Source organism: Evansella sp. AB-rgal1, from assembly GCF_041820985.1.
Taxonomy (GTDB): Bacteria; Bacillota; Bacilli; order Bacillales; family Salisediminibacteriaceae; genus Evansella.
In genome coordinates this window covers 68,071-89,604 of record NZ_JBGUAU010000022.1, presented here as the reverse complement: position 1 = coordinate 89,604, position 21,534 = coordinate 68,071, and the positions used below count along the sequence as shown (strand labels likewise).

Below are 21,534 nucleotides of genomic sequence, written 5' to 3'. Positions count from 1 at the left end.
TATTTTCCACTTATACTAAGAATTGCGTTCATTTTGTGTAAAATAAGCGTAGTTTTTCCCTTTAAACAAAGCAAAATGAATTATTTTCACGACTATTTAATAAATAGCTGGAAATTTTCCCTCTATTTCAGTGTTTTTTATTGTGATTTTATAAATAAGCGCAATTTCTCCGCTTATTCACCCTACTCATTTCAACATCGCGAACGGAACTACTTATTTGTGTTAACGACTTTTTCAAAACTCCATCTATAGAATGATTGAAAATGGTTATTATAAATTGGTTATTAATAAAAGTAAATTTATTTATCATCTTAAGGTGTTGGAAATAGGGGGAGTAAAAGATTCTTTGTCTATCAGTTGGGAAATGCCACAAGTAAATACCAAAGTTATGTTGTTTATTAAAAAATAATAAATAAAATTCTATAAAAAACCGCCGTCCACAATAAAAAATGGATGGCGGATTTTCCTTGTGGAAAACAACACCGGATGTGTTTGAAAACAATATTTTCCCCAACTATCATGATTATTTTTTAAATAGACTCTTTACCCCTCTAAACAAGTTCCCATTTGCAATATCCACGATAAACTGAACGATTGGAACGGACATTTGATCTGGAGCAAACAATGGCAACGCCCTCATAGGAGTATCTGACGCTGAATCCATCAGCATTTTATATTCAGGGTTGGAGTAATCCACTTTCCCGCCAAATTGTTTTGCTAATTTCTTTTCTATACCCTTATAGATGAACCTACACAGAATGCTCGTTTCCTTCATTTCTTTTATGGAACTCGATAAATCATACGACCCTTTTGTCTGTGGAACATATTCTGGATATGGCTCATGTATGGTTAGAAAATCTTTCTTCGTTGGAATGCCTTGTAATGTATCATACCAATCACTAGAATCAATACTAACAGGAGAATTACCCTCTAAAAAAATCTTCTTTTCCAGAAGAATATTCTCACAATCCGCTCCAAGTTGAATGATATACTCTCCACTTTCCACAATCCAATCTGATTTTTTCTTATCATAGATTGTAAAGCTTCTTCTGTTCAAATTGATCGTCACTTCTTTGCTTTCTCCTGGTTCAAGATATAGTTTAACAAATTCTTTTAACTCTCGCTTTGGACGATAAGCACCGCCTGTCTTTGGTGAAACATATAATTGAACAATTTCATACCCTGCCATTTGTCCACTATTTTTAATAGTAGCTGTAACAGTTACTTCCTCATTTTCTCCTCGCTGAACTTCCATGTTCGAATACTCATAGGTTGTGTAAGATAATCCATAACCAAACGGATACCTTACCTTTTTCCCAGCTGAAGTAAAGTATCGATAGCCACAATACATACTTTCCAAATAGGGTGTTTGCTTTGGATTCTCCTGATAATAACTACTGTTTACTACATCACTATACTCAAGCGGATAACTTTCTGTCAGCTTGCCGCTTGGATTAACTGTTCCAAACAATAAATCTGCTGCAGCCTGTCCACCTGCTTGTCCAGCAAGTTGCATATGAAGAATTGCTTTGGCCTTGTTTTCCCAAGGCATTTCGATGGCACTTCCTCCAACTAGAACGATGACTACATTCTCTTGTACGTTAGAGATATCTTGTAGTAACTGGATCTGATTTTTTGGTAGTCTCAGGTGCGTTCGATCAAACCCTTCGCTTTCAAAAATATCGGTGAGACCGATACACAATACAACCACATCTGCTGACTCTGCTAGTTTCACTGCCTTTTCATGGAGACTCTCTTCCACCTTGTCTTCGATTGTATATCCTTGCTCATAGGTCATATGTTCCGTATACGACTTAATACCAGCTAAAAGATTTGTTAATCTCGTTGGTGTTACTTGAGAAGAGCCACTTCCTTGATACCTTGGTGTTTCTGCTAACTTGCCAATAACGGCAACCTTCGTATCTTTTTGAAGTGGTAACAAGGAATCGTTTTTTAACAATACTCCTGATGCCTGAGCAATTTGTCTCGCCAACTCGTGATTTTCCTGAAATAGATTATCAGACACGTCCTCTTGCTTTTGCGAGGTGGTTCGTTCAATCAACGACAGCAATCGATCAACACATTCATCTATGAACTCTTCTTTTACATCCCCATTTTCTACAGCTGCTTTCACTTCCTGATCAAAACGACCTTCACTACCTGGCATCTCTAGGTCAACACCCGCTTTAAAAGCTTCTATCCGATCATTCATTGCTCCCCAATCGGTTATGACCACTCCGTCAAATCCCCATTCCTTTCGTAAGATATCCGTTATTAACGTTTTATTATCACTGCAATACGATCCTTCTACCTTATTGTAGGCACACATAATCGTAGTGGGTTTCCCCTCTTTCACTGCCATTTCAAAGGCAGGCAAATAGTACTCTCTCATGGCACGGTCATCCACACGTACATCCGTACTCATTCGCTTCAGCTCTTGATTATTCAAGGCAAAGTGTTTTAATGATACTCCCGTTCCTGTACTTTGGCACCCATTGATCCACGATGTTGATAAGACTCCAGAAAGAAAGGGATCCTCACTAAAATATTCAAAGTTACGTCCACATAAAGGGTTTCTCTTCATGTTGGTACCTGGACCTAACACCACATTAACCCCTAACTTCACTGCTTCGTTCCCAATTGCTTCCCCCATTTTGTAAGTAAGGTTCCTATCCCATGCTGTACTTACCGCACTTGCTGTTGGGAAACACGTGGTAGCTATGCTCGCTTGTAGACCTAGGTGGTCACCTTTTCCTTCTTGTTTCCGCAGTCCATGAGGTCCATCACTTAAAAACAACGACGGAATCCCTAGTTCCTTATACTCTTTTGTTTCCCAGAATGATTGGCCAGAACAGAAAGCAATCTTCTGTTCCAACGTCATTTTTGAAATCGTATCTAAATGTTTCATGTTTACATCCCCCGATTGAAAAATAACTGATATTAATATGAAAACGCAGACATATCTATTCTAATATCTCATCATATCCTTTAAACTCTACTTCATTATACCTAAATCAAACTTCAAATGCTTTTACCAATAGTGATCAAACACAATAATAATGTTTAAGCAAAACTACTTTTCCAGTTAAAATTTTATGGTATTCTTATATCAACTACTAATAGGAGAGGATAACGAGAATGTTAAACAAAGTCATGGCATTTATACTCATTTTAGCTTTAAGCGGTTGTTCCCTTCTTCCAAAAGAAACAATGGATCTATTAGATGAAGAGATTTCATCCGTGTCGATTTCAAAAACAATGGAATTAGGGGAAATAAATGAAAGTATCCTTCATGTTTTTACAGATGATGAAACAATACCTATCTTTAGAGAAGCAATCACAACAGCAACCAAGGAAACTTATAGTATTGATATAGATACTTCTGATTATGACCTATTAATAGAGTATGAATCTGATGAAGGAGCACTCCCAGCACATCCGATACATCTATGGTTAGGTGAAGAGGGCGAGCATAGCTATTTTATGTATATGATAGACACAGAAACGTTGTGTAAAACTTCTAACAACATGACCAATTCACTTCGATTATTACTACATAGTATCAATCAGTAAAATATCGAAAACATAAGGCGATATGAACGATTTTTGAGTCACCATTCTTATTAAAACTACAAATAAATAAAATGGCACGAAACTGGTGCCATTTTACTATGTGAATTACATCTGAGTTCAAGTAAGTATTCATCATCTCGATTACGCTTACTGACAATGATAGATTCTATGATACTAATTACTCCAAATCACCAGTAATCGTAGCGAATCAAAGTAATCCAATACCAACAACTCTATGAAACCAGCAACCATACAAATACCAATGCCACCAACAAAGCCAGTAACGACCCGTCTTCTATTTGTACTCTCTTTTCCCCACACATACTGAAGTAATCCATCCATAATCATAGGAGCCAGAAAGAGAATGGACAAGACAGCTAAGGTCACCATCCCGATCCTAGGATAATCAACCTCAAACAATAGGTGAATAACAAAGAACAACAAAACAGATACTAACATACTGGTACATCTCCAGCATAACGGAAAGCAGAACTCCCTTATATGTGGAGCTCTCTCACACTTCCCATTACATAACGGCACTTTCCCAAACTCCTCTTTCATTTCTCTTACTCTATTTCGAATCCCCATTTATCTACTATTCAACTTCGCACAGCAAAATAAAATAACAAGTATTACGATAATAGCTACAATGAAAATCATTCTTTCTCCTCCTAATTCGCCACTTCTAAGAAGTCCAACCACTCTTTTTCAAAATCGATTCCCATACTGAAAATCTCGCTAATGGATTCCAAATCACTCTGTACAGAATCCTGGTACAAATTTATGTCCATCAAATTCCGCGCAATCTCCGTTGTTTCCTCTTGAATCTCTAGCAACTTCCTTTCCACATCATGAGAATATGAATCACTCAAACTACGCACTTCATCCATGTATCTCTGATTCTCCTTTGCAAAAACCTCTTCAATATTTGCAATCAATAACCCGTGCTTCACATTGAAAAGATCCGCTTTCTGCAATATAAGTAAGGAGAAATTCGTACAAATGATCGTCGATATTATTTGTAATGGCAACAGTAATGGCTCCGGAATAGCAAACTGCTTTTCTATGTACTCAAACAGAATTTCCACAGTAAACGTAGTAAGTGTTACAGAGAACAACGTAAATACCGAATCCGCTTTTTGCGCTGCACTAGCACTTTTATCTCCAATGATTTTCACTGCATCTACCACAGCTAATACAAGATTTTTCGCCAATCGAATCATTTTTTTCACAGTAGCTTTCACCATATTGATGAGGATATCAAAAAATGATTTGATAAACGTCTTCAGTCCGTTTTGTGCGATGCCCTGAAATATGTTCTTTAACTTCGATACCACATACTTACAAATCCGCTTCCCTGCTTGCTCCAGCTTTGTCAACGCATTATCAAGCGTGATATGTTTATCCTTCATAATCCCTTTCATTTCATATAACAACGGAGGCATCGTATAGTAGATGACTTGCCCACCTACAATTTTTCCAAGAGATTTCGCAGCGTGCTTTCCAGCATCCTTAGACACCGCTTTGTAATCTGTTTCCTTTAGGATGGTTCGACTCTCTCCGTTTTGCGATTTCTTCAGCTCCGAGGTAAGCTTAGCTTTCACACTTTTCGGTACTTTTCCATCCTCATTCAAGTACCCTCCCTCTACTAACTTTCCTCTCGCTTCTTCCCCTTTAATATTTTCCCAACGCTGCACCACAGCATCTGCCAATTGATCCGGGGTAGCCCGATGTGTAATGTCATTCCCTGTTTTATCGAAAACTTTGACATCCCCTTTTGATTGGTTCGCCGTTTTGTTCATCATGGTGAAGTTCTCCGATGAGTTATAAAACTCTCTGATACGTTCTTCTCCACCCTCTTTTAAATATCGATTGTATACATAAGCCGTACTTAGCGCTTGTGTGTGGTCTACATCTAGATTACTTACATCAAACCCTAGTGAGTTCTGAGATTTCGATTCTGCTTTTCCTGTAAACTCATCTTCAACTCCACTTTGGTCTGCGGTTTTTTGATCTCGATATGCTTTCTTTCCTTTTTGAATGATCCCTCGATCTTTGTAGCTCGATTTCGTTTTTCCATTATCTAACACCACTTTTTCTTTTTCGAACAACTTCGTCTTGGATTGTTCTAAGTCCGTCATTATGTTGTTCAACGTAGAAGAGGTAGGACCATCGTTATAGTTATAAATAAGCTTATGTATTTCTTCATTGTTCCCCAAAGGATCATATTCGTTTTGATAGGAAAACTCTAGCATTCTCCTCATTAACTGATCAGCCGTAATGTGGTAATCAGTTGTATCAAAGAATGTTCGGACTAACTCTCCAGCTAAATCACGCCCACAATTGGAAACGAATTGAGAACCAAGATCCTTCTGCAACAACCCTCCCATTTGAGAATTGATCTGATTCACCGTCGTCAAATACACCTTCTTCTCTTTCTCTAGTAGCGCAGTTCTAGCCTCCATTACTTCACTCATCTTCATCTGAAAGTCACCTCCCTAACTTATTCTCGTTGAATGTAATTTCTGCTGCTGTTCCGCAATCATTTCTTTATATTGAAGAACCTCATTACGCTCCTGATCATGTTTTTCATTGTTCATCAAGTTTGTCAACACAGGTGTGTTATAGATTTTGGATGAGAGGAGAAAGAACATAAATGTATTTTTGATAAATTGAAAATGTTTATGGTGAAGGGTACCAGTAAGGAGACTAATATCCCCATTCTCTTTAACAGCAATCTCTTGATTTGCCAAAACTTGATTCTTAATCTGATCACATTGTAAAAAAGCCTGAATCAATTCCATCTCAGGGATTACTTTCTCTTCAATCGTTTCACTGATCATCTTCACACTATGTTGATACATATCAAGTATCTCTATGTCCTCATTCACACATTGTTCCTTCCACTTCGCTAGTTCAATAGACCGTTCACCAGAAAGCTCCAGTTCTCCAATTCTCGTAGTCGCTTCCACATTTAGTTTCAGCGTTTCTCGACGAACACCAAAGACACTCTTAAAGAATGTCTTGGAAAAAACATCGTCTTTGCTCCAATCAACGTGATCAATATAACTCTCCACCACCTCAAATTGTTTTCGAGGAAGCACAACACGTTCTTGTTTTTCTTCACTTTGGAAGTTCCCTACATGCTTCAAACTACCAAACTGACAAAGAAATAGTCCTAAATTAGTAATATTCTTTTGTACCGTACTTACACGGTATTGATTCAACTCTCCCACCTTATGATTAAAAATATCAATGGCAGAATTAATATGTAGAATCTGTTCTTCCAATCGCATTCGAATATCATCATAGATGCTTTTCAGTCGCGCAACTAACTGTCGTCTCTCCGTCTCCCCTGTAAAACTCTGCACCTTCGAAGCAGCAGAATCCAAGAACTTATCAGACAATTCTCTCAGTCTATTTAACATTCTCTTCACCCCCATAATAAACAAATTTCTTATGAATTTGCTTATCTTTACAAGCAATAATAACTCCCTTATCTACCAAAAACTCATATCTATCATCTTTCTTCACAATAAAACGGTCCATATTTCCTTTAATGGCGAATTCCCCTTGATCCGTTACATAGGTAGCATTGATCCTCTTTTTCTTTTTTCTTCTCATATAAAAAATACCGAAACCAATCATAACGAGAATAAGTACCTCTAACACAAAATCCCCCTCCAACAATTAACAAATTTGTATATCATTCGACCTAATGTAGTGTATATTTACTAGTAATTATATCCTATTTTATCAGTAAATGAGATATTCTGAAGAGGGATGGATTATGTTGATAAAATGTACCTAGATTGTTAATGGTTTAGAGAGTTCACCTGGCAAAAGGTGACGGTTCTCACTTGCCACTTTTGTAATATTCCGTAATTAAGAAAAGCGCAAGGTGCCCTCTCAGGACCGAAATGCAAATGTTCTGGACGAACGAAAAGCTTAATCCGCTTGCATATCTGCGAAGAAAAATGTTCTTTCAATTGAAAAGTGCTTTCTACTTTTCTAACTGGAAGGTTATTTTTCACAGCAGATAGCGAATGTAGCTAGACATAAAAAGTGCTTTTTACTTTTTAATCGGCCAGGTTATTTGACACGAGGTACTGGCGCCTGGAGCTAGACACCTTTCTAAGTTCAAAAAATTTTATAAATTCTTATCCTTACAAAATAACCTTATACCGGTCTTTTTATCCAGTTTCTCTATACTAATTCAATGGGAAGTTTGCTAGTGAAGTGGGCTCCTTGAAGATTTATTTTGGGTGATTGTCTAAGAAGATTTTGCTTTCTATCTGTAGCATGATGGATAGAACGTGGATGAATGCTTCGTGCATGGTTTCATGTTTTAAGTAGTTATCAAAGTGATACAGCATACATGAGGACATTGCTTCTCTTGCCTCATAATCAAAATGATAAAAATCAACAATAGGAAATTAATCCACATTTCCTACGGGAATCAATGTTCCGAGAACAATTTCCCCTTTTCTAGGTGGGGTTGCCTCAGAGTCTAGCATCAATACTTCTATCGTCTCTCTCGTTAAAATATCTACTACGATAAAATAGCCATTGTGAAAAATATGACCTACAAAATAAAATGTAGGCACCGTTTTTTCCCATTCCCTTAACCAAGGCAGTAATTTAAGCTTCTTTTTCATCAAAGTATAGTTCTCGTCAATAAACTCCTCCACAACACTTATCGTGTCTTTTAGGCTAGACTCAAACAACAGTTTAAGCACTGGGGGAGGCAGGAACTTTTCTTTAAAATAAATAAACGACCAACTATTGTTGATCGCATTATGAATTGTACAATTTGCCTAACACAACTTCCCGAAAACAAAAGGAATGTGGAAGATTACTTCGCGAGTTTTTTTTGACTTGATTTAAGAATACATTTTCATTTTATTATGATATCGTCCAATTGGTACCACGGAAGGAGAGCCCGAAACGGGGTCTTTTATGACAGTGCACTGGAGACCAAAAATGTCTTCAATCATTTTGCTTGTAATAACCTTTGATGGCTCTCCCGCTGTGACAAGCTTTCCTTTTTGAAGAGCAAAGATATAGTCTGCATAACGAGCGGATAAATTAATATCATGAAGGACCATTACAATGGTTGTACCACGTTTACGGTTAAGGTCTGTTAACAGGTCAAGAATTTCTACTTGATACGTGATATCTAAATAGGTTGTTGGCTCATCAAGAAACAAAATTTCTGTTTGTTGCGCCAGAGCCATTGCAATCCACACACGCTGTCTTTGACCACCTGAAAGCTCATCGATATTCCGTTCAGCAAATTCTGTAATATTCATCATTTCCATCGCATCAGCAACAGCTTCATAATCCTTTTTTGACCACCCCTTTAGAAAGGTTTGGTGTGGATATCTTCCTCGCCCTACTAAATCTCCTACGGTTATTCCCTCAGGTACAATAGGTGATTGAGGCAAAAGCCCCAACACACGAGCCAATTGTTTTGGAGGAATTTTGTTCATTGGTTTTCCATCTAAAGTAACTTTCCCCGCAATAGGTTTAATCAGTCTAGCCATCGTCTTTAGCAATGTAGATTTACCACAGCCGTTTGCTCCAATTATAATGCTTATTTTATTGCTTGGAATGGAAATACTAACTTCCTGCAGAATGGTTTGACTATCATATCCAGCAGTGACTCCCTCCGTTTGAAACGTATGTGTTGGTTTCATTATAAATCTCCCTTTCGATTGATTCGGATTAGCAGATAGATCAAGTAGGGCGCACCGAGAATCCCTGTTATTACACCTACTGGGTATCTAGCAACAAATGCGAATTGTCCAATCAGATCTGATGCTAAAACTAAAATGATCCCAACAAGGCCCGCGGGAATAATGGTTGAAAACCCAACACCAACTAGTCTTTTGGCGATAGGTCCAGAAAGAAATGCCACAAATGCAATTGGTCCTGTGGATGCAGTCGCTAATGAAATGATAAGAACAGAACTGACAATTAGCGCAAGTCTTGTTTTATTAGTATCAACACCAAGTGAAGTTGCTGCTTGCTCTCCCAGTTCTAACATATCTAATTGTTTTCCAAGTGCCATAATGATAGGAGTAAATAGTAAGACAGTAATGATAAGAGGAGAAAGGTTCTCCATATTCGCGCCATTTAGACTACCACTTAGCCATCTCATTGCAGTAGGAATATCGTGGTGTTTACCAATAAGTAGTAGATAGGAAATTACTGCGTTTAGCATTGCTTGAATTCCAATTCCAATTAATATTAATCTACCAATAGAAAAAGAAGATCCTTTTGATAGTAGAAAAATAACTATCACGGTAGCTAGCCCACCAAATACAGAAGCAATGGAAACAACCATATTACTTGCTTGAAGTACAATGATACAAAAAACTGCGGCTGCACTTGAACCAGCAGTAATTCCAATGACATTTGGGTTTGCTAGAGGATTGCGAAGCATTGTCTGGAATATATGTCCACCAACTCCGAAGGCAAATCCAGCAAAAACACCTGCGACCATCCTTGGAAAACGTATCGTACCTACTGCAAATGATGCGCCTTGAACTTCCTCCCCTAGTAAAACACGTACTACATCCTGAACGGGATAAATAGTGTTTCCTAGCATTAGCATCGTCCAGGAAAGTGCAAAGGCAATCAATGCAAGGAAGGAAGTAACCAGTATATAGCGACGACGTCTTTTAGTTCTACCTACAAAAATTAGATTACTGATATTATTTTTCATAACGTACGCATTTTCGCTTTCATAGTTATTAAGATTAAAATAGGAGCCCCAATAAATGCTGTAACGATACCAACCTCTAGCTCCGTAGGATTACCAATTATCCTACCGCTTATATCTGATATCGTTAAAATAATGGCACCTGATAGAGCCGACATAGGGATAACATAACGCAAATCAGGTCCAATAAGTAGTCGTATGACATGGGGAGCTAATAAACCAATAAACCCAATGGGACCCGCTAATGCTGTTGCTGCAGCACATAATAGAACACCACCAAAAGCCGCAAATAGTCTAAGAGTTCCAGTACGCACTCCTAAACCTTGTGCTGCTTCATCACCTAAAGCTAATGCATTCAGTCCTGGAGCCGTTAAAAATGCTATTAGTATTCCTATAATTAGGAAAGGTAGAAAGGTAGAGATGGAGCTCCAGTTACCTGATCCAACACTGCCAACTTGCCAAAATCTGAATTGGTCCATCACATTTGTACGGGGTATCATAATTGCCATTACTAAAGAGGATAATGCGGCACTTGTTGCAGCCCCCGCTAATACGAGTTTAAGGGGGGTGGCGCCGCCACTCCCCATAGAACCAATTCCGAAGACAAAAATAGCAGTGAGAATTGCTCCTACTAGTGCAAGCAATATATATTGACTAGCAGAACCGATATTTAAGAAGGAAATCCCTAAAACTACAAATAAAGCAGCCCCTGTGTTAACTCCTAGAATACTAGGATCTGCAATGGGATTACGAGTAACTGATTGCATAAGAACCCCAGAAATCCCCAATGCCGCACCACACATGATACTAAATACCGTTCTAGCAATTCTTTGGCGCACAACACTTGCCTCGTGCGACTGTACGTCTGGATAGAATAAACCATTCATTAGTTCATTCCATCCAATTGTACGAGAGCCAAAAGCAAGGGATGCTATTATACTTATACCGAGTAATATAATCAGGAGAATCAAAACTGTTAGGTAATTCTTCGGCATAAGTAACTGTATCTCCTTATTTTTTGAAAGTGATGAGTTAATCATTATTTCAACTTGCTAGCAGCTTCTGAGATTAAACTTAGGTATTCATCAATTGTATACTGAATGGATAGTGGATTCGGATTTCCAGCCGCTGCAAGTGGAGTGTTATCTCCAATAATTGCTACAGATCCTCTTTGGATTGCTGGAACTTGCCCAAGAATGGAATCAGCTTGGAGTGCTCCCAATGTATTTTCATCTCCATACGCGATTAAAACTTCCACATCGTTAAGTGCATCTGCATTTTCCGCACTTAACTCGATATAAAAATCATTTGGATTAGCAATATGACTTATTAAACTTTCAGGAAATTCCATCCCTAACGCACCTAGGAACTCCCCACGGGGATCTGCAGGTGTGTATATGTAAAACTTAGATAAGTCTGAAACATTAATCATAGCAAATGCCGCTTTCTTACCTTTTATTTCAGGATGCTCATTTGCTTTCTCTAAAATTAAGTTTTCAGTGTCAGTAATAAGTTGTAGACCTTCTTGTTCCATTCCCATGCCCTTTGAATTTAATGTTATTTGATCGCGCCATGAAGTTACCCAAGGGCCAGTTTCATATGCCACAACAGGTGCAATTTGACTTAGAGTGTCGTAATCTTCTTGGGTAATTCCTGAGTATGCTGCAAGAATAACATCTGGATTTGCATCTGAAATTGCTTCAAAATCTAAACCATCAGTATCTTGAAAGAGATTTGGATTTTCTTCACCAAGCTCTATTAATTTCTCTGCAGTCCAAGGTAACATTCCGCTATCATCTTGAACTCCGTAGTTTGCAGCTGAGAAACCTACAGGCACAACATCAAGAGCAAGAACTACGTCATGATTTGCCCATGAAATAGTAGCGACGCGTTCCGGTTTTTTTTCAATAACAGTAACACCAAAAGCATGTTCTATCGTAATTGGATATTCTGAATCTGTTTCAGTTGAATTGTCTATATCTGTTGTCTCACTTAAATTATCTGAATTTGTTTCTTTTGCCTCTCCTGTTGAAGTCTGGCTAGAGCAACCTATTAATGCCAAGATCGCAATAATCGTTAACATTAACATGATTAGAATTGATTTAGTGTTTTTCATATGTAACCCTACCTATCTATTAATTTTTATTTATCAGCTGATTGCGCACTCAATTGATAACGATTATCATTATCAATTTAATCTATTTTTTCGATATTGTCAATAACAATTTTCCCCCAGATTACTAAGTTAGTCCTTGTAAACTACTTCTTTTAAAAACTCTTTATTCTTCTCAATGAATTTTTTATTATGCGAAGATACCATTGCATATTTATCTGCTTTTGGATCGATATACAATTTAGCATTATTCACCGCAAGCACTGCATCTTGGAAAGTACCAACTAATAGATTTACTTTGTCGTTATAGGAAATAATATCACCAGCACCAAAAATCCCTGGAACAGAAGTCTTACATTGACCTTGACCGTCTAGATAATAATCATCTTTCCGCAGTGGTTGTATCTCATCAGCAAACGTTAATGACACTTCCCGGTTATATCCATGGCTTATAAGAACATCATCGACCCTTAATTGATGTGTTTCTCCATATTGCGAAATTATAACGTGTTCAATAGCTGTTTTATTTTCATTCGATACTAAGGATGTAATCTCCGCATTTAGCATTATTTGCACACCATGTTCTTTTAATTTTTCCACCTGAGATTCATGGGCAGATAATTGCTCCTTGCGATAAATAACAATGACTTCTTTTGCCACAGGTAATAGTTCTACCGCCCAGTCGATTGCTCCGTTTCCTCCACCTGATACTAAAACTTTTTTATTACGGAAGCGTTCTAAGCCTAGAATCGTATAATGTAAGTTCGTCATTTCATATTTTTCTGCTCCTTCTATTTCAAGCTTAATCGGATTTAAAATACCTCCACCTACAGCAACGATAATTGTTTTTGAGTAATGGATTTCTCCTGTATTCGTTGATATGACAAAAATATCGTCTTGTTTCGTAATTTCTTCCACTTTCGTTCTTAAGCATATAGTAGGTAAAAAAGTGTTCGCTTGATTTACTAAATTCTGAATAAATTGCTGTGCTTGTATTGGTGGAAGGCCACCAACATCCCACAAAACCTTTTCAGGATAAATATTCACCTTGCCACCCAAAACAGGTTGTACTTCCATGACTTTTGTTTTCATATTTCGTAAACCACTATAAAAAGCACTATATAAGCCAGCGGGACCGCCACCAACGATTGTTACATCATATATCTCCATATATGCCCTCCTTAAATACCTAACCTAATTAGATATTGATAATGATTCTCAATAACTCATATTATAATGATAATGAGAATCGTTTTCAATGGTTAATTTATAAATGTAATAGTTTCGTACAGGATTATTAGACAAAGAACAAACGTGAGATCGCTTCAGAACAAGAGCGACCAACTGAATATAAAAAGTTGATGAGTCATCTATAAACTCATCAATTAAGAATCAATTAGTTATATTTGTGATTAGTCCATTACAAAACTGACAAGTGTGAACCGCCCCCGTTCAGCCAAGACCTAATTCTTTTTTGTGAAAATTTATATTACTCCCCAACCTTTTTAAGGTATAGTGGAAGTAGGAACTAAATCGGTTAGTAATGTCTTTATTACTACTAAAAGGGGATATACCATGCGACGAATTATTTTTTCCACAGAGAGCGGAGCTGACTTACCAAAGGATTTAGCTGAAAAGCATGCGGTTCAGGTCGTACCAATGCATGTCATTATGGACGGGAAGGATTATTTGGATGGCGAATTACCTGTTAAAGACATTTATGACTATTATGACCGCACGAAAAAAATTCCTTCCACAACAGCCACAAACACCCATGAATATACCGAGTTTTTCAAGAGAATAAGAACTGATTTTCCTGATTGTATCATCATTCATATTGGTTACACGTCAAAGGCATCTGCCTCATTCCAAAGTGCCGTTTTAGCAGCGAAAGAATTGGAAGATCTTTATCTTATTGATGCTTTAAATGTCACTGGTGGGTTAACAGCAATTGTCATGTATGCTGTTCAGTTGTTAGAAGAAAATCCTACAATGGAACCTGCTGAGATCATTGAAAAAATCGAAGCAGTGGTTCCTAAGTCTAGACTTGCTTTTGTTCCAGGTAGCTTAGACTTTTTGAGGGCAGGTGGTCGTGTAAGTAATGCCGCGTACCTTGGGGCAGCTTTGTTGAAAATCAAGCCCCTTATTGAATTAAAGGAAGGGAAGCTTGTTTCCACAAAAAAATATCGTGGAGATATGAGGCGAATTTCAGAAAAACTGATGCGAGACTATCTATCCAGTTACAATATTGATAGAGAACAGCTTTATTTTCAATACTCCATCGGATTTGATGAAACTCTCAAACCTCGGTTAAACGATATTGCAACGGAAATGGGCTTTCAAAATGTGATTTGGATGCAGGCTGGCGCTATGATTTCGACTCATGCTGGACCAGGTGGATTTGGTATTGCAGGATTAGAAGAATAGTTTCCCCGTTTCTTTCGTAGTTTCCAATGAAAATAGATAACGAATGCAGCCGGTCTCCTACCTGCTGCATTTTTTATTCCATCATAGTAATTAGAGGTTCTTGATCACTGTTTTTTTTATTACTTGTAATAAACTGTTATTTTCGCAACTTACCTATAGTTCCAATGTTATTATTACATTTATTACAAAACTGGCAAGTAAGAACCGTACCTATTACCCTGAATTTACTATTTTGTGTAAATTTGATACATTTAAGAAAATGATTTGGGAGGATGGCTTACATGGCTTATGTGGCATTACTTAGAGGAATTAACTTGGGTAAGAAAAATAAAGTAGATATGAAATCATTGAAGGCATTATTCGAGGAAATGGGCTTCCAAAATGTACGAACATACATCCAAACAGGAAATGTCATCGCAGATAATCTCGCTTGTGACGAGCAACAAATAGAGTCCAACCTCAAAGCTACATATGGATTTGATATCCCAGTCATCATTCGTTCCAAGGAAGAACTAGAGAGCCTTCAACAGCATGACCTTTTCTCAAAAGACAATGTTTATATCATGTTCTTGAAGAACCAACTCTCCAATGAGCAGCTCCAACTCCTAGAGACACTTGTTGACGATGAATTCACCGCGATAGACAACAAAGCGATTATCATTAACCTTTCAAAAAACTATCATCAAACGAAATATACGAATACATTTTTTGAAAAAAAGCTAGAAATGCCCTCCACAGCCCGTAATAGCAACACAGTCAATAAAATCTTGTTGAAAATGTAACCGCGTGACAAAGAGACAGGTTTACTATCCCAAGTCATTCTCAACCCGAACAACATACCTGTCCGAGATCACTGAAAAACCACCCTATTTTTTGCCTGTTTTATTGCATTTAGCCACAAAGGTTTCGCATTTTGCTGTTTTCGTTTTTCCTTTTTAAAAAATTGACAATACAATCAAGATTAGAGCCTTTGTTAGAGGATAGTATCCTTGCTATCCTCTTTAAATTAACTGCTAATGCAGTTAGTTTTGCTTGTAGGTTTTAAAGATTTTTTTGGCTAGGCGTTTCATCACTCGCTCATCGGATAAATTATAAAGATATTGGATTACTAAAATCTTTACCATAAGTTATGGTTCTTTTGAGGGTCTACCATAACTTTCACAGTAAGTGTGCTTTAGTGCACTTGTTATATAATATAGCGTGAAAGCTTAATTGCTTATCTTTATTTTGTTTAAGCATGAGAATCCCCCAAAAATTTGGTTAGTGGTTTCTGGACAATTCTATTATACCAATCTCTTTTGGGGGGTCTTTTGTTATATACCATTATTCAACTTACATTCAAAATTTTCAGTCTGACTTTTTCAGTGGTCTCTTCCTGTCCCCTTGGCCCACCTTATTTCTCATTTAAATTCATCTTCATAATATTTCTAAACTTGGAACCAACGGTACGTTCTAGCTCAAAAGGTTCTCCTTCTAATATGGTAAAGTTGCCTAAAAATTGTTTGATTTCGTCAATATCAAATTGATTGAGTTCAAAAGTAAAGATGTGAGAATTGGACTCCACATGTGTGCTATTTCTAACACCAATAATAGAAGCTCCAACACCTTCTTGGCTTAGTATATATTTCGTAGCGATATGAGCAATATTGACAGAATACTTTTTAGCCATTCTTTCTAGCAATAATAACAATTCTTGATAGCCATCCCAACCTAAAGTTTCTTCGATCACCTGCAAATATTTCACTTGTGAACGATTATCAGGATCAACTTGCTCCTTGCCGATCCATTTTTCAGCTAATAATCCACCTGATAATGTACCATAGCAAAATAGATGGATCCCTTTCTTTTTACAATATTCCAATAATTCCTTTTCTACACGTCTATCAAAAACGGAGTATTGATTTTGACAAGATACAATCGGTACACCAGAATCCACGATCTCAGATAAATGCTTACTATCAAAGTTTGTAAGAGCGATATTACGAATCTTTCCTTTTTCTTTCAGTTTCAACAGATCTTGCGCTGTCTCCACATAACCAGGAACATTGTAATCCCACCAATGAAACTGCACAAGATCCAACACATCTCGTTTTTGACGCTTGAGGCTTCTATCAATTATTTTTTCAGTGTAGCTGTAATCTACCTTATCTAGCAAACTTATATCTGGTACATACTTTGTGTGAATTTGAATATCATGTGGTGAAAGTGTACTACCTGATTTTAGTTCTGTTAAAAATTCACCAAGCAATTCTTCCGTACCCGTATAGATATCTGCACAATCAAATGTAGTAAAGCCTTTCTCAGCAAGAATATGAAAAGCCTTCATCACATCTTGCATATCTACATTCGTTTTTAAGCTATGTCCTTCTGATAGCTGCCAGCACCCGTTTATCACTCTACTAATCGTATAATCTTTTGCTAGTTCCAATCTTTCTACCATTATTCAACAGCTCCTTTATGTATAGGTTCTATTGTACACTCAGCATGACTGAATTCTTTTGGCTCCGTTCTAGTAATTTTAAATCTTGCCCCACAGTTTGGATCTGGGCAGGCAATTAGACTATCAGACAACATCCAATCATTCTCATGCAGAATCCGCTGTTTTGCAGGAAGTAATGGTAAAATCGCACTTAAAGCATACATAGAAAATGAATTATTTTCTGGGAAGATAATATCCTCTCCTACCACTAAGAAATAGGAACCTTCCTTATGTCTGCATACCATTGGCTTATCTGTAGAGACAACCTCTACTCTTAAATTATAAAGTGTAAACTTATCATCCATGGAACCACTCCTTATCAATAATTGCCGTGAACAGTAATTCTTTTGTTCTTCTTCTTTCTCTATCATTCAGAAATTTCTACTCCCCATCAATGCTAGAAAGAATATTTTTCTATAACTATAACAGTTGACATAGAAATGTCTATATAAAAACACGAATCCTTATATTATTTCATTGTAGAACAAATCCTTGTCAATTTACACTATTTGCTTTGTATAAAATAATCGAATGTTTAACCTTCCAATTCATGTTACATAATAATAAATTAATGTTTATCGTTAATTTATTATTGAAAAACGAAAACAAACGTGTAATACTATATCTATACACATGTTGAAAGGTGATGAAAATGGCTAATTCTAATATTCAAGTATTGCGACGAATAGCTGATACGGTTTATAAAATTGTATCCTTCTTTTTCTGGGGATCCATTATATTCTTTGTTTTATTTATTGGTAATACAATCTGGGCAAGTTTTCTTCCCCAAGACAGTTTCACAGCGGAAAGCGGTATTCGACATTGGTTAATACAATTGGATAATGATAGTTATTGGCATATCTCAGTACTTGTACCTTTTACCAATATAAGTCCTATCGACTTATCAAGATTTTCTGTTAAGTCTGCATTTCTAACCTACTCTATAACAAGTAATCTCACCCTATTCCCTGCGCTATTGTATGGGATATATTTAGTAAAGAGAATATTGGAAAATACTATCGATGGACATTCACCATTTACGCATGGAAATGTAAATAATATGAAACAACTTGCTTATGTACTAATTGCCTACTCTCTCTTTTCTGAACTAATTATCAATATATTTGTTTGGATTTTTGTAACTCAAATTTTTAAGCTCTCATTAGCAAATATTCATTTATTCGGTGCTGGTATTGGTGCAGTTATTCTTATTATTTCTTACATTTTCCAACATGGAGTTTACTTGCAAGAAGAACATGATACAACATTATAAGGGACGTGCTTGACCATGGCGATTATCATAAGACTCGATCGTGTACTAGCAGATAAAAAAATGAAATTAAATGAATTAGCATTAAAAATAGGAATTTCTAATGTGAATTTATCAAATTTAAAAACTGGAAAAGTAAAAGCAATTCGTTTTTCAACCTTAGAAGCCATCTGTAAAACGTTAAATTGTCAGCCTGGGGATATACTTGAATATGTAGATGAGGAGGAGTAACGTAAGTCTAAAAGATTTTACAAAGCGTTCTTACTACCTATTTTTTCACATTTCACCATAGATGATAGGGGACTGTTTAGGATCTGGCTCTTGACCTTTTACATTTTTTTCAACTGGAACGTAATTTCCACAGCAAATAGCGGTTGCAGCTAAATAGTTTAAAAATAATTGAATAAATTCCATTGAAAAAACCGGTTTATCTTTTATAACTTGCCAAAAGATAAACCAGTTCTATTTTTCACATAAAATTAAAAGAAAACTCTGAATCCTAGTAGTAACACTAAGACTAGTGATACACCAAAAATTCCCCAGTACATCGGTGCTTTTGTACCGATTGTGCCTTTTTTCGTCTTCACTAAAATCATTTCCATTGCGTAAATAAGAGCAATCGCCAATAGCCCTTTTGCAACATAAAGCAAATCGAAATTCCATACAGTTAGTCGTACAACCCCTGAGAAGAGCATGACGATATAAAATAACCGCAAAATCATATGTAGGATTTTCGCACCTTTATGTATCCCTTTTCTAAATAAGAAATACGCTACAATAAATAATAACATCATTACCCACCATGAATCACTGTGAGCAAAATACATCGCATCTACCATTTGAATCCTCCTAAATGAATATTTAACGCTATCAACTATTATAAACGAACAATCGACAAAAAAACATTAAGACGAACTGAAGTCAAAAAAATGGCTACCTGCTAAAAATCTGATCCAAAATTTGATCATATGTACGTAAAGAAAGGTTTATATCAGGATCTTGACCCTTTTTCTTTGGAACATCAAAGGTAGACAAGTCAAAATGGTGTTTTGGATTAACATCATGCCTAGCTAGAACACTTTTGCAACAAGACAATGGACAACCATCTATCGCAATTATGTTTCTTCCTGACGTAGCTGTTTTTACTAGTGGCATAACATCTCCTCCTACACCAGCGATACAAGACATCTCTGCAACACACTCCCGATCCATTTTTATTGCTATAAAGTTTGCTGTTTGCGCTGCTGATGAACACCCTGAACAAGAATAAACAAGTGGTAAATCTCCTTTTCTCATTGTACACACCCCTACTGTCTATTTTTAAAACCCATCGTACCTTATATTTCAAAACACATCAGTGAGGATTGTCACTTTCCTATAACGATTTTTAAACAGATGAGTTTGGCTAAACAGATATTTAGAGAAATATGTATTTGTGCTATCATTATGATTACATTCATTATTGTTTTTCACGGAGTGATTCACATGATACAAGCAGATACAATTGTCCATTTTTATTATGATTTAGAAACTACACATGATTATGAAAATAGCATTAGAAGTTATCTAAAAGCACTTACTGGTCCAGTAACAACGGAAGAAATCATCAGTATCGCCCCACCTTTCATGAGTAGATCGGGTTTAACATCAAGAGTTGTCGTGAAATTTAAAGTACTTATGGAGGAGAGACAGAGTTGTAAACACTTAGATGATTACGTTGGCACCATTTTTCCTACAGTGAAAAAGAACATCTCAGGAGAACTCATCAGCACTCAAAATCTAGCTATTTCCTTTGTCCGAAGTCGAGAAAATCATCAGCAAAAAAAGATCAATTGGGAAGAATTGTATCACCATTGGAATGAGTAGCTAAGACTACCAAAAATAATATTAAAAAAGGTATCCCCAACCTGGCACAGAAATACTTGCCAGACTGGGTGACACCAATTACTCACTCGTTACTCGCTCTCTCTAAAGCTTGGTTTTGCTTCTTCTCCATCACTTTATGCTCATCCCAGATGAATACACACCCTGAACGAGGAAGTACCCATTTATCTAATTCTATTTTTACTATATTGTTTGGTAGATAATTTATTGCTTCACTATCATCAAAAAACGGAATTGGAACTATTCGAGCATTTTTATCCGCATGAGTAAAGAGAATATCCACATTTTGAGTTGGTTCTGACACAATGGTAATAAACTTCTTCACTGTTTTTAACTGTGGCATTCGGAATTTATATTTGAATTTATACTCCTTATTTGCAGCTGTTTCAATCGAATGATCAATATGAAATTGAAGGTAAAATCCATTTTCTGCATTCTCCACATCAAATTCCAACGGCTGATCATTGAGTTCAAACGTAAACTGCAGAACATCCTTCACAAACCTTTTTAATTGATCATTTGAGAGTTGTTGAATTACTTGCTTTTGTTTTTCCCCTATGAACAGGTTTTCCCGAAAGAACACTCCTTCACCTTTGAAGAGTTCTTCCAAGTCACTTTCCCAATAGGAAAACCCTGCAGTAATTCGTCGTTTCTTCAATTGAAACACATTCATATTTCTGAAAAAAGACAAGTCCTCGTCCACCCAATAATATTCATCACTATCAAAAGAGAGGTTTGGAAACACCTCTTTCCCTAGGTCTTCATTCAACGAATAGCAAATATGATACTTAAAATTCCGACGAAAATTGTACTTATTCTCCAAGTAAGGAGCAATTAACGTTGTATAAAGCATTTTCCCTTCCTCATCACCTAGCAGAGATTCTGTTGACGTTTTAATAAACGACTTTCGGGAGTCTATCGAAAACCTATTTAATATATCTTTGTTCATCATAAATGCATTAGATATACTGTCAGATAGCTCCACTTTTTGATGAGACTTCGTAACATAATCATAAATAAGATTAAATAGAACTAGCGGAATCATGACACTAATAAGAGAA

The 21,534-nt window shown here is 36.6% G+C and carries 23 protein-coding genes; 6 read left to right on the top strand and 17 right to left on the bottom strand.

Annotated features, from left to right (window positions below):
* Positions 1-523: 523 nt before the first annotated feature.
* Positions 524-2,908, bottom strand: coding sequence for a glycoside hydrolase family 3 C-terminal domain-containing protein (locus tag ACERII_RS17990; protein ID WP_373644151.1), 2,385 nt, complete (start codon positions 2,906-2,908; stop codon positions 524-526).
* Between the two features lie 230 nt (positions 2,909-3,138).
* Here ACERII_RS17990 and ACERII_RS17985 point away from each other — a divergent pair, with 230 nt between their 5' ends.
* Positions 3,139-3,573: a YhfM domain-containing protein gene (locus tag ACERII_RS17985; RefSeq protein ID WP_373644150.1), complete on the top strand. Its 435-nt coding sequence runs from the start codon at positions 3,139-3,141 to the stop codon at positions 3,571-3,573.
* A gap of 174 nt (positions 3,574-3,747) precedes the next feature.
* Here ACERII_RS17985 and ACERII_RS17980 read toward each other — a convergent pair whose 3' ends face one another.
* The 10 genes from ACERII_RS17980 to ACERII_RS17935 all read right to left on the bottom strand — a co-directional run bounded on the left by ACERII_RS17980 (position 3,748) and on the right by ACERII_RS17935 (position 13,583).
* Positions 3,748-4,134, bottom strand: a complete 387-nt coding sequence (locus ACERII_RS17980) for a DUF2085 domain-containing protein (protein WP_373644149.1) — start codon at positions 4,132-4,134, stop codon at positions 3,748-3,750.
* A gap of 110 nt (positions 4,135-4,244) precedes the next feature.
* Positions 4,245-6,056: a hypothetical protein gene (locus tag ACERII_RS17975; RefSeq protein WP_373644148.1), complete on the bottom strand. Its 1,812-nt coding sequence runs from the start codon at positions 6,054-6,056 to the stop codon at positions 4,245-4,247.
* Between the two features lie 15 nt (positions 6,057-6,071).
* Positions 6,072-7,001, bottom strand: a complete 930-nt coding sequence (locus ACERII_RS17970) for a hypothetical protein (RefSeq protein WP_373644147.1) — start codon at positions 6,999-7,001, stop codon at positions 6,072-6,074.
* Positions 6,991-7,245, bottom strand: coding sequence for a hypothetical protein (locus tag ACERII_RS17965; RefSeq protein ID WP_373644146.1), 255 nt, complete (start codon positions 7,243-7,245; stop codon positions 6,991-6,993). Before ACERII_RS17965 ends, ACERII_RS17970 begins: the two co-directional genes overlap by 11 nt.
* A gap of 764 nt (positions 7,246-8,009) precedes the next feature.
* Positions 8,010-8,231, bottom strand: a complete 222-nt coding sequence (locus tag ACERII_RS17960) for a hypothetical protein (protein WP_373644145.1) — start codon at positions 8,229-8,231, stop codon at positions 8,010-8,012.
* Positions 8,232-8,456: 225 nt separating this feature from the next.
* Positions 8,457-9,272 (bottom strand): ABC transporter ATP-binding protein, encoded by an 816-nt coding sequence (locus ACERII_RS17955; protein WP_373644144.1) that lies wholly within the window; start codon positions 9,270-9,272, stop codon positions 8,457-8,459.
* Complete coding sequence (locus ACERII_RS17950; RefSeq protein WP_373644143.1) at positions 9,272-10,303, bottom strand: FecCD family ABC transporter permease; 1,032 nt, start codon at positions 10,301-10,303, stop codon at positions 9,272-9,274. The genes ACERII_RS17955 and ACERII_RS17950 overlap by 1 nt, the downstream gene beginning before the upstream one ends.
* Positions 10,300-11,340: a FecCD family ABC transporter permease gene (locus ACERII_RS17945; RefSeq protein ID WP_373644142.1), complete on the bottom strand. Its 1,041-nt coding sequence runs from the start codon at positions 11,338-11,340 to the stop codon at positions 10,300-10,302. The genes ACERII_RS17950 and ACERII_RS17945 overlap by 4 nt, the downstream gene beginning before the upstream one ends.
* Positions 11,340-12,416 carry an iron-siderophore ABC transporter substrate-binding protein gene (locus ACERII_RS17940; protein WP_373644141.1) on the bottom strand — a complete coding sequence of 359 codons (1,077 nt, stop codon included), beginning with the start codon at positions 12,414-12,416 and terminating at the stop codon, positions 11,340-11,342. The genes ACERII_RS17945 and ACERII_RS17940 overlap by 1 nt, the downstream gene beginning before the upstream one ends.
* Positions 12,417-12,545: 129 nt before the next feature.
* Positions 12,546-13,583, bottom strand: a complete 1,038-nt coding sequence (locus ACERII_RS17935) for an NAD(P)/FAD-dependent oxidoreductase (protein ID WP_373644140.1) — start codon at positions 13,581-13,583, stop codon at positions 12,546-12,548.
* A gap of 405 nt (positions 13,584-13,988) precedes the next feature.
* Between ACERII_RS17935 and ACERII_RS17930 the strand changes: the two genes are divergently transcribed.
* Together ACERII_RS17930 and ACERII_RS17925 are read left to right on the top strand one after the other, a co-directional pair.
* Positions 13,989-14,840 carry a DegV family protein gene (locus tag ACERII_RS17930; RefSeq protein ID WP_373644139.1) on the top strand — a complete coding sequence of 284 codons (852 nt, stop codon included), beginning with the start codon at positions 13,989-13,991 and terminating at the stop codon, positions 14,838-14,840.
* A 281-nt stretch (positions 14,841-15,121) separates the two neighbouring features.
* Positions 15,122-15,622, top strand: coding sequence for a DUF1697 domain-containing protein (locus tag ACERII_RS17925; RefSeq protein ID WP_373644138.1), 501 nt, complete (start codon positions 15,122-15,124; stop codon positions 15,620-15,622).
* A gap of 240 nt (positions 15,623-15,862) precedes the next feature.
* Here ACERII_RS17925 and ACERII_RS17920 read toward each other — a convergent pair whose 3' ends face one another.
* The 3 genes from ACERII_RS17920 to ACERII_RS17910 form a co-directional block, all read right to left on the bottom strand.
* Positions 15,863-15,964 (bottom strand): transposase, encoded by a 102-nt coding sequence (locus tag ACERII_RS17920; protein WP_373644137.1) that lies wholly within the window; start codon positions 15,962-15,964, stop codon positions 15,863-15,865.
* A 269-nt stretch (positions 15,965-16,233) separates the two neighbouring features.
* Complete coding sequence (locus tag ACERII_RS17915) at positions 16,234-17,280, bottom strand: aldo/keto reductase (protein WP_373644135.1); 1,047 nt, start codon at positions 17,278-17,280, stop codon at positions 16,234-16,236.
* On the bottom strand, positions 17,280-17,624 hold the full coding sequence (locus ACERII_RS17910) for a TIGR04076 family protein (protein WP_373644134.1): 345 nt from the start codon (positions 17,622-17,624) through the stop codon (positions 17,280-17,282). The genes ACERII_RS17915 and ACERII_RS17910 overlap by 1 nt, the downstream gene beginning before the upstream one ends.
* A 347-nt stretch (positions 17,625-17,971) precedes the next feature.
* Between ACERII_RS17910 and ACERII_RS17905 the strand changes: the two genes are divergently transcribed.
* Positions 17,972-18,592, top strand: a complete 621-nt coding sequence (locus tag ACERII_RS17905; RefSeq protein ID WP_373644133.1) for a DUF2975 domain-containing protein — start codon at positions 17,972-17,974, stop codon at positions 18,590-18,592.
* Between the two features lie 15 nt (positions 18,593-18,607).
* The gene (locus tag ACERII_RS17900; RefSeq protein ID WP_373644132.1) at positions 18,608-18,820 is read left to right on the top strand and encodes a helix-turn-helix domain-containing protein; all 213 of its coding nucleotides are present in this window, start codon (positions 18,608-18,610) and stop codon (positions 18,818-18,820) included.
* A gap of 248 nt (positions 18,821-19,068) precedes the next feature.
* On the opposite strand, the gene ACERII_RS17895 is transcribed toward ACERII_RS17900, so the two are convergent.
* Complete coding sequence (locus tag ACERII_RS17895) at positions 19,069-19,428, bottom strand: DUF1516 family protein (protein WP_373644131.1); 360 nt, start codon at positions 19,426-19,428, stop codon at positions 19,069-19,071.
* A 94-nt stretch (positions 19,429-19,522) separates the two neighbouring features.
* Complete coding sequence (locus tag ACERII_RS17890) at positions 19,523-19,885, bottom strand: putative zinc-binding protein (RefSeq protein ID WP_373644130.1); 363 nt, start codon at positions 19,883-19,885, stop codon at positions 19,523-19,525.
* Positions 19,886-20,074: 189 nt separating this feature from the next.
* Here ACERII_RS17890 and ACERII_RS17885 point away from each other — a divergent pair, with 189 nt between their 5' ends.
* A complete protein-coding gene (locus ACERII_RS17885) occupies positions 20,075-20,455 on the top strand; it encodes a hypothetical protein (protein ID WP_373644129.1) in 381 nt (126 codons plus the stop codon).
* An 82-nt stretch (positions 20,456-20,537) separates the two neighbouring features.
* Here the strand turns inward: ACERII_RS17885 and ACERII_RS17880 are convergent, their stop codons facing one another.
* Entirely contained in the window at positions 20,538-21,518 is a 981-nt protein-coding gene (locus tag ACERII_RS17880; protein WP_373644128.1) for a hypothetical protein, read from the bottom strand.
* Positions 21,519-21,534 lie beyond the last annotated feature (16 nt).

Bases quoted from the DNA above. Each gene is read 5' to 3' on its own strand.
- ACERII_RS17920 (WP_373644137.1), bottom strand. From the start codon at position 15,964: ATGGTAAAGATTTTAGTAATCCAATATCTTTATAATTTATCCGATGAG.
- ACERII_RS17910 (WP_373644134.1), bottom strand. From the start codon at position 17,624: ATGGATGATAAGTTTACACTTTATAATTTAAGAGTAGAGGTTGTCTCT.
- ACERII_RS17880 (WP_373644128.1), bottom strand. From the start codon at position 21,518: ATGATTCCGCTAGTTCTATTTAATCTTATTTATGATTATGTTACGAAG.
- ACERII_RS17975 (WP_373644148.1), bottom strand. From the start codon at position 6,056: ATGAAGATGAGTGAAGTAATGGAGGCTAGAACTGCGCTACTAGAGAAA.
- ACERII_RS17890 (WP_373644130.1), bottom strand. From the start codon at position 19,885: ATGAGAAAAGGAGATTTACCACTTGTTTATTCTTGTTCAGGGTGTTCA.
- ACERII_RS17935 (WP_373644140.1), bottom strand. From the start codon at position 13,583: ATGGAGATATATGATGTAACAATCGTTGGTGGCGGTCCCGCTGGCTTA.
- ACERII_RS17930 (WP_373644139.1), top strand. From the start codon at position 13,989: ATGCGACGAATTATTTTTTCCACAGAGAGCGGAGCTGACTTACCAAAG.
- ACERII_RS17895 (WP_373644131.1), bottom strand. From the start codon at position 19,428: ATGGTAGATGCGATGTATTTTGCTCACAGTGATTCATGGTGGGTAATG.
- ACERII_RS17900 (WP_373644132.1), top strand. From the start codon at position 18,608: ATGGCGATTATCATAAGACTCGATCGTGTACTAGCAGATAAAAAAATG.
- ACERII_RS17985 (WP_373644150.1), top strand. From the start codon at position 3,139: ATGTTAAACAAAGTCATGGCATTTATACTCATTTTAGCTTTAAGCGGT.
- ACERII_RS17970 (WP_373644147.1), bottom strand. From the start codon at position 7,001: ATGTTAAATAGACTGAGAGAATTGTCTGATAAGTTCTTGGATTCTGCT.
- ACERII_RS17915 (WP_373644135.1), bottom strand. From the start codon at position 17,280: ATGGTAGAAAGATTGGAACTAGCAAAAGATTATACGATTAGTAGAGTG.
- ACERII_RS17980 (WP_373644149.1), bottom strand. From the start codon at position 4,134: ATGAAAGAGGAGTTTGGGAAAGTGCCGTTATGTAATGGGAAGTGTGAG.
- ACERII_RS17955 (WP_373644144.1), bottom strand. From the start codon at position 9,272: ATGAAACCAACACATACGTTTCAAACGGAGGGAGTCACTGCTGGATAT.
- ACERII_RS17950 (WP_373644143.1), bottom strand. From the start codon at position 10,303: ATGAAAAATAATATCAGTAATCTAATTTTTGTAGGTAGAACTAAAAGA.
- ACERII_RS17940 (WP_373644141.1), bottom strand. From the start codon at position 12,416: ATGAAAAACACTAAATCAATTCTAATCATGTTAATGTTAACGATTATT.
- ACERII_RS17925 (WP_373644138.1), top strand. From the start codon at position 15,122: ATGGCTTATGTGGCATTACTTAGAGGAATTAACTTGGGTAAGAAAAAT.
- ACERII_RS17905 (WP_373644133.1), top strand. From the start codon at position 17,972: ATGGCTAATTCTAATATTCAAGTATTGCGACGAATAGCTGATACGGTT.
- ACERII_RS17945 (WP_373644142.1), bottom strand. From the start codon at position 11,340: ATGATTAACTCATCACTTTCAAAAAATAAGGAGATACAGTTACTTATG.
- ACERII_RS17990 (WP_373644151.1), bottom strand. From the start codon at position 2,908: ATGAAACATTTAGATACGATTTCAAAAATGACGTTGGAACAGAAGATT.
- ACERII_RS17960 (WP_373644145.1), bottom strand. From the start codon at position 8,231: ATGAAAAAGAAGCTTAAATTACTGCCTTGGTTAAGGGAATGGGAAAAA.
- ACERII_RS17885 (WP_373644129.1), top strand. From the start codon at position 20,075: ATGATACAAGCAGATACAATTGTCCATTTTTATTATGATTTAGAAACT.